Annotated in this window: 8 protein-coding genes; 5 read left to right on the top strand and 3 right to left on the bottom strand. The window is 68.7% G+C overall.

The window, feature by feature from the left end:
• Nucleotides 1–8 precede the first annotated feature (8 nt).
• The gene (locus QM708_RS00995; RefSeq protein WP_415103513.1) at nucleotides 9–2,099 is read right to left on the bottom strand and encodes a DNA gyrase/topoisomerase IV subunit B; all 2,091 of its coding nucleotides are present in this window, start codon (nucleotides 2,097–2,099) and stop codon (nucleotides 9–11) included.
• A gap of 158 nt (nucleotides 2,100–2,257) precedes the next feature.
• Between QM708_RS00995 and QM708_RS01000 the strand changes: the two genes are divergently transcribed.
• From QM708_RS01000 to ppgK, 3 genes are all read left to right on the top strand, one after another.
• Nucleotides 2,258–2,449 (top strand): hypothetical protein, encoded by a 192-nt coding sequence (locus QM708_RS01000; RefSeq protein ID WP_415103515.1) that lies wholly within the window; start codon nucleotides 2,258–2,260, stop codon nucleotides 2,447–2,449.
• A gap of 147 nt (nucleotides 2,450–2,596) precedes the next feature.
• A complete protein-coding gene (locus tag QM708_RS01005; protein ID WP_415103517.1) occupies nucleotides 2,597–5,194 on the top strand; it encodes a sucrose phosphorylase in 2,598 nt (865 codons plus the stop codon).
• Between the two features lie 145 nt (nucleotides 5,195–5,339).
• On the top strand, nucleotides 5,340–6,092 hold the full coding sequence (gene ppgK / locus QM708_RS01010) for a polyphosphate--glucose phosphotransferase (protein ID WP_415103519.1): 753 nt from the start codon (nucleotides 5,340–5,342) through the stop codon (nucleotides 6,090–6,092).
• A gap of 243 nt (nucleotides 6,093–6,335) precedes the next feature.
• Here the strand turns inward: ppgK and QM708_RS01015 are convergent, their stop codons facing one another.
• Nucleotides 6,336–6,605 (bottom strand): hypothetical protein, encoded by a 270-nt coding sequence (locus QM708_RS01015; protein ID WP_415103521.1) that lies wholly within the window; start codon nucleotides 6,603–6,605, stop codon nucleotides 6,336–6,338.
• 179 nt (nucleotides 6,606–6,784) lie between these two features.
• Nucleotides 6,785–8,257 (bottom strand): RNA polymerase sigma factor, encoded by a 1,473-nt coding sequence (locus tag QM708_RS01020; RefSeq protein ID WP_415111199.1) that lies wholly within the window; start codon nucleotides 8,255–8,257, stop codon nucleotides 6,785–6,787.
• Nucleotides 8,258–8,375: 118 nt separating this feature from the next.
• Here QM708_RS01020 and QM708_RS01025 point away from each other — a divergent pair, with 118 nt between their 5' ends.
• Both QM708_RS01025 and QM708_RS01030 read left to right on the top strand, forming a co-directional pair.
• Nucleotides 8,376–10,496: a S9 family peptidase gene (locus tag QM708_RS01025; protein ID WP_415103523.1), complete on the top strand. Its 2,121-nt coding sequence runs from the start codon at nucleotides 8,376–8,378 to the stop codon at nucleotides 10,494–10,496.
• Between the two features lie 185 nt (nucleotides 10,497–10,681).
• The gene (locus QM708_RS01030; RefSeq protein ID WP_415111202.1) at nucleotides 10,682–11,632 is read left to right on the top strand and encodes an RNA polymerase sigma factor RpoD/SigA; all 951 of its coding nucleotides are present in this window, start codon (nucleotides 10,682–10,684) and stop codon (nucleotides 11,630–11,632) included.
• Nucleotides 11,633–11,701: the final 69 nt, after the last annotated feature.

Genomic DNA, 11,701 nt, shown 5'->3' on the forward strand with positions numbered 1-11,701 from the left:
CATGCCACTCAGGCGTCGATACGTCCGGCGTCCAGCGCGTAGGCGCCGGCGATGATGAACTCCTTGCGGGGGGCGACGTCGTTGCCCATCAGCTTCTCGAAGGTGGCCATCGCCTGCTCCAGGGCCTCGCCGTCCTCGACGGTGATCCGGCGCAGCTGGCGGTGCCGGGGGTCCATCGTGGTCTCCTTGAGCTGATCGGCGTCCATCTCGCCCAGGCCCTTGTAGCGCTGGGGTTCTTTGAACGAGACGCCCTTCTTGGTCAGCTCGGCGAGCTTGCGCTGATATTCGGCCTCCGAATAGGTGTAGATGTATTTCTCCTGGCCACGGCGCGGTTTGGTCAGCTCGAAGCGGTGCAGCGGCGGCACAGCGGTGTAGACCCGGCCGGCCTTGATCATCGGGCGCATGTAGGTGAAGAACAGCGTCGCGAGCAGGGTGCGGATGTGGGCGCCGTCGGAGTCGGCGTCCGCCATGAAGATGATCTTGCCGTAGCGGGACTGCTCCGGGTCGCAGGTGCGGCCCGAACCGGCGCCGACCACCTGCAGGATCGCGGCGCACTCGGCGTTCTTGAGCATGTCGGCGGTGGAGGCCTTCTGCACGTTGAGGATCTTGCCGCGGATCGGCAGCAACGCCTGGAATTCCGAATTGCGCGCCAGCTTGGCGGTGCCCATCGCCGAGTCACCCTCGACGATGAACAACTCGGTGCGGTCGTTGTCGTTGGACCGGCAGTCGGCCAGCTTGGCCGGCAGCGAACTCGATTCGAGCGCATTCTTGCGGCGCTGATTCTCCTTGTGGACGCGGGCCGCGACGCGGGTGCGCGAGGCCGCCACCGCCTTCTCCAGCACCGCGCGCGCCACCGGGCGGACGGCCGCCTTCGTGGAGGTGAGGAACTCCCCCAGCTCGGCTTCGACGATGCGGGTGACCAGCCGGGTCACCGGCGGGGTGCCGAGCACCTCTTTTGTCTGGCCCTCGAACTGCGGTTCGGCGAGCCGGACGGTGACCACCGCGGTCAGCCCTTCCAGGATGTCGTCCTTGGTCACCTCTTCGCCCGCCTTGAGCAGGCGGCTGCCGTCCAGCGCCTTCGCGAACGCGCGCACCAACCCGCGCTCGAAGCCCTGCACGTGCGTGCCGCCCTTGGGGGTGGCGATGATATTGACGAACGATGCCACCTTGGAGTCGTAGCCGGAACTCCACCGCAGCGCGATGTCGACCTCCAGGTCGCGCTCGACGTCGGTGGGCGTCATCGCGCCCGCGGCGTCCAGCACCGGCACCGTCTCGGTGAACCGGTCCGAGCCCTGCAGCCGCAGCACCTCGGTGACCGGCGCGCCCTCGGACAGGAACTCGGCGAACTCGGAGATGCCGCCCTCGTGCAGGTGCGTGTCGACATGTTCGTCGCCGGCAATCCGGCGGTCGTCGACGGTGATCTCCAAACCGGGCACCAGGAACGAGGTCTGCCGGGCCCGCGCGGCCAGCTGAGTGCCGGACAACTTGGCGTCCTTGAGGAAGATCTGCCGGTCGGGCCAGTACCGCACCCGGGTGCCGGTGGTACCGCGGGCGACACGGCCGACCTTGCGCAGCGTGTTGTCGGGCGTGAAGGACGCCTCCGGCCCGGGCCCGTCGAACACCCCGGGCACCCCGCGGCGGAACGACATCGCCCAGGTGGCGCCGTTGCGGTCGACCTCGACGTCCAGCCGCGAACTGAGCGCGTTCACCACCGACGCGCCGACACCGTGCAGGCCACCGGTGGCCGCATACGATCCGCCGCCGAATTTTCCGCCCGCGTGCAGCTTGGTGAAGATCACCTCGACGCCGGTCAGGCCGGTGCGCGGCTCGATGTCGACCGGCATGCCGCGGCCCACGTCGCTGACCTCGACCGAGCCGTCGCGGTGCAGCACCACGGCGATCGAATGCCCGTAGCCGGCGAGCGCCTCGTCGACGGCATTGTCGAGAATCTCCCACAGGCAGTGCATCAGGCCGCGGGTATCGGTCGAGCCGATGTACATGGCGGGGCGTTTGCGGACGGCCTCCAGCCCTTCGAGGACGAGCAGATGCCGCGCCTCGTAGCCGCGGCTGTCGGTCGTGGGCTTCTGGGTCGTGGTCACCGAAGCAGACTACCGGCGGCCGCCGACATTAACGATCTCGGAACGTGGGGTTCCCACGAACCACCCCACGCGTCGGGTACGGTCAAGGCAACGGGAACAAAGCGACGACTCCCGCCGTTGGGATCTATGCCTAGCCGAGCACCGAGAAAGGAACGGCCATGAGCACAACTGTGATGGAGGCCCTCAACGCCTCGGACCGCTGCGACCGCTGCGGAGCCCAGGCCTACGTGAGGGCCACCATGCCCGGCGGCGGCGAGCTTCTGTTCTGCGCCCACCACGCGCGCGCACATTCGGACAAGCTCAAGCAGGTCGCGTTGAAGATCCAGGACGAGACCACCCGCCTGGCCTGACGGCTCACCCACCCACCAGACCTCAGCGGCGGCCCCCGGTTGACGGGGTGCCGCCGCTTTCGTCTGCTCCTCGGGACTTTCCCCGCACCGCCCGGACGCCGTATGTGAGGATTGTCCCCGGACGAAAATCAGCAGGAGAGAAGGCTCATGGGCGACTTTTTCCGATCGGTGGACATCGACTCGGTCGTCTCCGGCGACATGCCGGGCGACAAGGTCCACATCACCGACCAGCACCTCGACAAGGCCTCGATCATCTGGCCCGAACTGCAGCGCCAGTTGGAGCCGCTGCTCGCCGGGGGCGGCCGCGCGGTGATCTCGGTGCACGGCGGATCGGGTGTCGGCAAGTCCGAGACCGGCTCGCTGCTCGCGCATGCGCTCACCGCGTCCGGGGTGGGCGCCTATGTCATGTCGGGTGACAACTATCCGCGCCGGGTCCCGAGCGCGAACGACGCCGAACGGCTGCGCACCTTCCGGGTGTCCGGCATCCAGGGCCTGGTCGCCGAAGGCGGCTACGACGACGGCGTCCGCGCCACCTTGTCGGCGCTGCAGCAGGCCGATCAGGACGCCGACCCGGCCCAGCGCGCCGCCCATCCGTGGCTGGCCACCTACCAGCAGGCCGGACGCCGCGGCCTGCAGACCTATCTGGGCACGCCGAACGAGATCGACTTCGATGAGGTGAACGCGATCCTGGCCGCCTTCCACGAGGGCGCCGGCACGCTCACCTTGAAGCGGATGGGCCGCACCCCCGACCAGCTCTGGTACGACGCCGTCGACGTGAGCGCGGTCCGCGTCCTGGTCGTCGAGTGGACCCACGGCAACAACGACCACCTGCGCGGCGTCGACATCCCGATCCTGCTGAACAGCACCCCCGCCGAAACCCTGGCGCACCGGCGTGCCCGCAATCGCGACGGCGGCACCGACAGCCCGTTCACCACGATGGTGCTCGAACTTGAGCAGAACCTGCTGCACTCGCAGGCGCACCGCGCGAAGATCATCGTCGCCAAGAACGGCGAACTGCTCGACTACGACACCTACCTGCGCACGATGGGCCGGCATCTGCCCGGCAGCGGCCCGATGCTGAACGTGTACCCCGACAGCCTGGGCGGACGCCTGTCCGGCACCGTCGGTCTGCTCACCGACCCGGCCGTGACGGGCGCGTTCGAGTCCGCCTACCTGTTGCCGAGCGTGTTCGACACCGATCTCGACCGTGGCTTCTCGGTGATCTCCTACGACCTCAACGAGCAGTTGGTGGACGCCGCCGACCTGCCCGCCCTCGCCGATGCCGGGGTCGACCTGAAGTTCGACTTCATCCTGAATCACGCCTCGGTGCTGTCGCCGCAGTTCCAGGACATCCTCGCCCACGGCGAGCGGTCGAAGTACGCCGACTTCTTCATCGACTGGAACAAGTTCTGGGCCGGCCACGGCGAGCTCACCGAGGGCGGCTGGATCGAGCCGCGTCCCGAGCTCATCGAGCACATGTTCTTCCGCAAGCCCGGCCTGCCGATCCTGATGGTGCGGATGCCCGATGGCACCGAGAAGCCGTACTGGAACACCTTCTACCAGGAGGTGCGCTACACCGCCCCCGATCCCCAGGACCTGATGGAGGCCGCCGGCCTGCAGTACGGCAGCGCCGCGGTGCTGGCCGGACGCCTCGCCGACACCCTGGCCGCGGGCGGGCGTCCGGCCGAGGCCGACTTCACCGGCTTTGAGTCCGCCCGCGACGCGGTCGTCGAGTTGCTCGAATCCCGCCGCCGCTATCTGGGGCAGATGGACCTCAACATCGCCTCGCCGCTGGTGTGGGACTTCTACGCCGACACCCTCGACCGCCTGGCCGGCTACGGCGCCCGCATCGTCCGCCTGGACGCCTTCGCCTACGCCCCCAAGGCGCCCGGTGAGAAGAACTTCCTCAACGATCCCGGCACCTGGGATCTGCTCGGCCAGGTCAAGCAGCTCGCCGACGCCCGCGGCGTCCAACTGCTGCCCGAGATCCACTCCCGCTACGCCGAGGGGATCCACCAGACCATCGCCGACAAGGGGTTCCTCACCTACGACTTCTTCCTGCCCGGCCTGGTGCTGGACGCCTTCGATCACCAGGACGCCACCGTGCTGACCCGGTGGATCCGCGAGGTGATCGAGCGCGAGATCAACACCGTCACCATGCTCGGCTGCCATGACGGCATCCCGGTGCTCGACCTGCAGGGCCTGCTGGACGACGACCGGATCCAGACCCTGATCGACACCATCGTGGCCCGCGGCGGCTACGTGAAGGATCTGCACGGCGCCAAGAACGTCTACTACCAGGTGAACGCGACCTACTTCAGCGCGCTCGGCGAGGACGAGGGCAAGATGATGCTCGCCCGCGCCATCCAGCTGTTCACCCCGGGCAAGCCGCAGGTCTGGTACCTCGACCTGTTCGGCGGACGCAACGATCATGCCGCCGTCGAGCGCGCCGGGGCGGGCGGGCACAAGGAGATCAACCGCACCAACCTGAGTGCCGAGCAGATCGCCGAAGGCCTGGCCAGCCCGCTGGTGACCGGCCAGCTGGAGCTGCTCCGATTCCGCAACAGCTGCCCGGCGTTCGGTTTCGACGCCTCCTGCACGATCGGCGACACCCCCGCCCACCAGCTCAAACTGACCTGGACCCGGGCGGGCCACACCGCCGTCCTCACCGCCGATCTCGCGGCGGCGACCTTCCAGATCCGCGCCACCGATCCCGACGGTGCGGAGACCTTCAGCTGGGGCTGATCGCACCTCGGTCAGCCGCTGCACGTGGGCGTCCTCGTCGATTCGGGGACGCCCACGCGCACGTCCGGCTCCGGCCATGGACGAGTTTGTCCACGACGCGCATAAAGTCCGCGCGCGAGGCTGCGGACCTGGCTAGCATGCGGCTATGAACCAACAGCATGTCTTGGGAATCGACATCGGAGGCAGCGGGATCAAGGGGGCCATCGTCGACCTCCAGTCCGGTGAATTCGTCGGTGAACGCTTCCGGATCCCCACTCCCGAGGAGTCGACCCCCGTCAACGTCGCGGGCGTCGTCGCGCAGATCGTGGAACACTTCGCCGCCGAACTCGGCGACGGCCCGATCGGCGTCACCTTCCCCGCCATCGTCCAGCACGGCGTCACCCTGTCCGCCGCCAACGTCGACAAGTCGTGGATCAACGCTCCCGCACAGCAGATCCTCACCGAACACGTCGGGCGCCCGGTCGCGCTCGTCAACGACGCGGACGCCGCCGGCCTGGCCGAGGTCAAGTACGGCGCCGCCAAGGACGTCGACGGCCTGGTGATCATCACCACGCTGGGCACCGGCATCGGCACCGCGCTGGTCCACAACGGCGTGCTCATCCCGAACTCCGAACTCGGCCACATCGAGATCGATGGCCACGACGCCGAAAGCCAGGCCGCCGCCAGCGCGAAGACGCGCGACGGGCTCTCGCTGAGCGAGTACATCCCGCGCCTGCAGCGCTACTACGAGACCCTCGAGGCGCTGCTGGTGCCCGACCTGATCGTGGTCGGCGGCGGTATCAGCAAGAAGGCGGACAAGTTCCTGCCCAAGCTGACCCTGCGGACGCCGATCGTCGCCGCCGAGCTCCGCAACCAGGCCGGCATCGTCGGCGCCGCCTGGATCGCCGCCAACAGCTGATCCGGAGGGGCGTCGCCCGGTTGACGCGGCCTCGCCGCCCGGGCTACGCACATCCGCCCGGCTTACGCACCGTCGCCCGACGCGCCGTCCGGGGTACGTACCGTCGCCCTGTTTCCTAACCGGGCGACGGTGCTTACCCCGGGCGGCTTCGTCGAAGAACCGGGTAGCGTCCGTCTCATGCCGCGCATCACGTGGGACGACCTGCCCGCGACCTGATCGGATGGCTACAGCGCAGCTCGGTCGTCAGGCGAGCACGCCGCCGCTGAGGGCAAGGTCGAGGAACGGTACCAGCGCGACGGCGGACAGCAGGGCGCCGACGCCGACGAAGGTCCGCCGCCGGCGGCGGGGGATGGCCTCGCCGCGCAAGGCGACCATGATCAGCGCGACGCCCGCGGCAAACACGGTGGGCCACAGCAGCGCGGGGACGAAGAAGAGGACCGCAACTAGGGACGCCGCGAACACGATCGCGCCGCCCACCCGGTTGCCGGGGCGAATGATCGAGGGTTCCTGCACGAGCGTGATCGTATCCATTCAAACGCGAACAGTCATCAAGAATGATCGAAAATGTTCGTAATCCAGACGTTCACAGGCACGGCGCACCGGCACGGCGGCGCCCTGCCCGCCGAAGAAACCCGCCCCCACACGCACGGAACCCCGCCGGCGAGCCGACGGGGTCCGGGGTACTGAGAGCCTCAGTCCAGGTAGTCGCGCAGGACCTGGGAGCGCGACGGGTGCCGCAGCTTGCTCATCGTCTTGGACTCGATCTGGCGGATCCGCTCGCGGGTGACGCCGTAGACCTTGCCGATCTCATCGAGGGTCTTCGGCTGGCCGTCGGTCAGGCCGAAGCGCATGCTCACCACGCCCGCCTCACGCTCCGAGAGCGTGTCGAGGACGTCGTGCAGCTGCTCCTGCAGCAGGGTGAAGTTGACCGCCTCGGCGGGAACGACCGCCTCGGAGTCCTCGATCAGGTCGCCGAACTCGGAGTCGCCGTCCTCGCCCAGCGGGGTGTGCAGCGAGATCGGCTCGCGGCCGTACTTCTGCACCTCGACGACCTTCTCAGGCGTCATGTCGAGTTCCTTGGCCAGTTCTTCCGGGGTGGGTTCGCGGCCCAGATCCTGCAGCATCTGCCGCTGGACACGGGCGAGCTTGTTGATCACCTCGACCATGTGCACCGGGATGCGGATGGTGCGGGCCTGGTCGGCCATGGCGCGGGTGATCGCCTGCTTGATCCACCAGGTCGCGTAGGTGGAGAACTTGTAGCCCTTGGTGTAGTCGAACTTCTCCACCGCGCGGATCAGGCCCAGGTTGCCTTCCTGGATCAGGTCGAGGAAGAGCATGCCGCGGCCGGTGTAGCGCTTGGCCAGTGACACCACCAGGCGGAGGTTGGCCTCGAGCAGGTGGTTCTTGGCGCGGCGCCCGTCCTCGGCGATCCACTCATAATCGATGAAGTCCTTGTCCTTGACGCGTCCTTCGGTGAGCGACTCGTCGGCGAACAGGCCGGCCTCGATGCGCTTGGCGAGGGTGACCTCCTGCTCGGCGTTCAGCAGCGCGACCTTGCCGATCTGCTTGAGGTAGTCCTTGACCGGGTCGGCGGTGGCGCCGGCGGCCATCACCTGCTGCTCGGGCTCGTCGGCGTCGTCGGCGTCCGACAACGAGAAGCCCTCGTCCTCGGTGATCTCCTTCTCGTCCTTGGCCGCCTCGGACTGGTCGAAGGTGTTCTCGTCGACGTCGTCGAGCGAGCGCTTCTTGCCGCCGACGGTCAGCACGACATCGTTGCCGTCGCGCTCGAACTTCACTTCCTGCAGGTTCTCGGGGCTGAGAACATCGGCAACCGTGGGCGTATCGTCCTCCAGCTCCGACTCGTCCAGGAGTTCCTCCTCGGCCAACTCGATGTCCTCGCCGACACCGTCCTTGGGCGCCGCCTTGGCCGCACGGCCCTTGGCCGGAGCCTTCTTCGCGGCGGGACCCTTGCCGGCCACGGACGCCGCCCGCGGTCGCTTGGGGCGCGCGGCGGCCTCGACCGCCACAGTCTCTTCCTCCACCTGCGCGGCCTTCACGGGTGCCTTGCGCGCGCGGGTGCGCGGCGCGGTCTTGGTAGCGGCGGATGTGCTGGCAGCACTGGAACGTTGAGCCACAGGGGACCTCTCGTCGATGGGCCAGTTCAGGGCGCGCGAATGACGGGACTTGTCAATGGCTCGCGCATGGCCATTGTGGCACGCCGCAGGCCCGGACCCAAATGCCCTACCCCGAAGGCCTGGGCCACGAGCGGCTACGCTGGCCGCCGTGCCTGATGCTCCGCTCACTCCGCCCGACGCCCCTACCCGTCCGTTCACCCGCGAGGTGCACGGCGACCGCGTCGAGGACCCGTACCACTGGATGGCCGACAAGTCCGATCCCGAACTGCTCGCCTACCTCGAGGCGGAGAACGCGTGGACCGACGCCCGCACCGCACACCTGGCACCGCTGACCGAAGCCCTCTTCGAGGACCTCAAGGCGCGCACCCAGCAGACCGACCTGTCGGTGCCGACCCATGTCAGCCACACCGACGGCAGCCATTACTGGTACTACGGCCGCACCACCGAGGGCCACGAGTACGGGCGCTCCTGCCGGCTGCCGGCGACCTCGCGTGACGAGATTCCCGACGTCACCCAGCCGCCGGCCGACGAGCAGATCGTCTTGGATGTCAACGCGCTCGCCGAGGGTCACGACTACTTCTCGCTCGGCTGGGCGCAGGTCTCCCCCGGCGGCGGACGCCTGGCGTACTCCGCCGACACCTCCGGCGACGAGCGCTACGACCTGTTCGTCGTCGATCTCGCCTCGGGCGCGGTGATCGACGGGCCGATCGAGGGCGTCGGCGCCGGGGGCGCGTGGGCGGGCGACGACTGGATCGTCTACGTCCGCGTCGATGCCGCCTGGCGCCCACATCAGGCCTGGCGGCACCACATCGGCGGACCTGAGACGGACGCACTGCTCTACGAGGAGGCCGACGACCGGTTCTGGCTCTCGGTGGACACCTCCCGCGATCATGCCTGGGTTCTGCTCGACCTGGGTTCGAAGAAGACGACCGAGACCCATCTGCTGCGCGCCGACAACCCCACCGGCCCGCTGCGCTGCGTGCAGCCGCGCCGCCAGGGGCTGGAGTACGCCGTCGAGGTCGCCCCGGACGCCTTGTGGATCCTGCACAACGACGGCGCGCCGCAGTTCGCGCTCAGCCGGGCCCCGCTGGAGGCGTCCGGCATCGACGAGTGGCAGCTGGTGATTCCCGAGCGGCCCGAGACCCGGCTCACCGGCGTCTCGGTGTACGCGTCCGCGGTCGTCGTCGAGCACCGCACGAACGCGCTGTCGGGGATCGCGATCCTGCCCCGGACGCCGTCGGGCGAACTCGGCGAACGCGTCGAACTGACCTTCGACGAGGCGCTCTACGACGTCGGCGCCGAAGAGTCCCCCGACTTCGACACCGACCGGATCCGGTTCGGCTACGAGTCGCTGGTCTCCCCGCCGTCAGTGTGGGAATACCGGCTCGATACCGGTGAGCGCCGCCTGCTGAAGCGGACGCCGGTGCTCGACCATCCCGTCCGCGGGGCCTACGATCCGTCGGCCTACGTCAGCGAGCGACGGTGGGCGACCTCCGAGGACGGCACCCGCATTCCGGTCTCCGTGGTACGCGGCCGTGACGTTCCCACCGACGGCACAGCGCCGGGGCTTCTGTACGGCTACGGCTCCTACGAGATCCCGATCATGCCCTACTTCGCGATGAGCCGGCTGTCGCTGCTCGACCGCGGTTTCGTGTTCGCCATCGCGCATGTGCGCGGCGGAGGCGAACTGGGACGCCCCTGGTACGAAGCCGGGAAGGAGTTGTCGAAGCCGAACACGTTCTCCGACTTCATCGCCTGTGCCCGCCTGCTCGTCGAGGAGGGCTACGTCGCGCGCGACCGGCTGGGTGCCGAGGGCGGCTCGGCCGGCGGATTGCTGATGGGGGCCGCGATGAACCTGGCTCCCGAGGTGTTCCGCGCGGTGCATGCCGCCGTTCCGTTCGTCGATCCGGTCACCACGATCCTCAATCCCGATCTGCCGCTCACCGTGTCGGAATGGGAGGAGTGGGGCAATCCGGTGACGGACCCCGACGTGTACGCCTGCATGACGTCCTACTCGCCTTATGAGAACGTCGCCGCGGTGGAGTATCCGGCGATCCTGGTCACCACCGGCCTCAACGACACCCGCGTCGAGGTGACCGAGCCGGCCAAGTGGGTCGCGCGCCTGCGCGACCGCGCCACCAACGACGAGCGCCGCCCGATCCTGCTGAAGACCGAGATGGTCGCCGGCCACGGTGGCGTCTCGGGCCGGTACAAGGCGTGGAAGGAGCGCGCCTTCGAGCTCGCCTGGCTTATCGACCAGCTCGGCTGACCCGGTCCGGACGGCACATTCGGGGTCGTCTCGGGGTGCGCATCCGCCCTGGGGGCGCCATTTGAGTACGACTACGGTCTCATTTTCGCCCCCCGGGTAGGCCTCAGGGCCTGATGGGGGCCATGCCCGAACAAAATGTCGGTCAAACGCGTTGTACTGATCGCAGACCGAAAGGACGACGCATGATCTCGACCTCGCACCGTACCCGCTCCTCCGAGGGCATCGATGGCAAGGACGCCGTGGGGCTCTACCTCGACGGCATCGCCAAGACGCCTCTGCTCACCGCCGAGGAAGAAGTGAAGCTCGCTCGTGAGATCGAAGCAGGCCTGTACGCCGAGTCGATCCTCGACGGCACCGTGACCGCTGCCGAACGCGGCGGACGCAAGCGCGTCAAGGCCACCGACGAGGAGCTCGCGCTCATCGTCGACCAGGGCCGGGCGGCGATGAAGCGGTTCGTGACCGCGAACCTGCGCCTGGTGGTGTCGGTGGCCCGCAAGTACGGCCGCTCGCAGATGCCGCTGCTCGACCTGGTGCAGGAAGGCAACACCGGCCTGATCCGCGCCGTGGAGAAGTTCGATTACACCAAGGGCTTCAAGTTCTCCACCTATGCCACCTGGTGGGTCCGTCAGTCGATCAGCCGCGGCATCGCCCAGCAGGGCCGCATCGTCCGGCTCCCGGTGCACGTCGCCGAACAGATCAACCAGGTCTCGGCCACCCGGCGCAACCTCGAGCGCAAGCTGGGCCGCGAGCCTGAGGTGATCGAGGTCGCCGACGAGCTCGGCCTGGAGGAGGAGCGCGTCATCGAACTGCTCCGCCTGGCCCGCGACCACGTCTCGCTGGACGCCCCGGTCGAGGAGGACGGCGACACCGCGCTCGGCGACCTGCTCGCCCGCGACACCGCTCCCGGCCCCGACGAGGTCGTGCTGGACGCCGAAGACCGCGCCCGCCTCGACGCGCTGCTGTCCAGCCTCGATGAGCGTTCCGCCGATGTGGTGCGCCGCCGCTACGGCCTGGTCGACGGACGTCAGGCCAAGCTCGCCGATATCGCGAGCGTGTGGGGCATCACGGCCGAGCGCGTTCGCCAGATCGAGCGCCAGGCGCTGGTGAAGCTGCGCACCACCACGCTGGCCGCCTGAGGCCAGCATCCGGCGCCCGGGCACTCACCTACCCCCACACAGGCACCCCGCCACCCCACCCCATCACGG

The sequence above is a fragment of the Propioniciclava sp. genome (assembly GCF_047602245.1).
In the GTDB taxonomy this organism is placed as follows: domain Bacteria; phylum Actinomycetota; class Actinomycetes; order Propionibacteriales; family Propionibacteriaceae; genus Propioniciclava.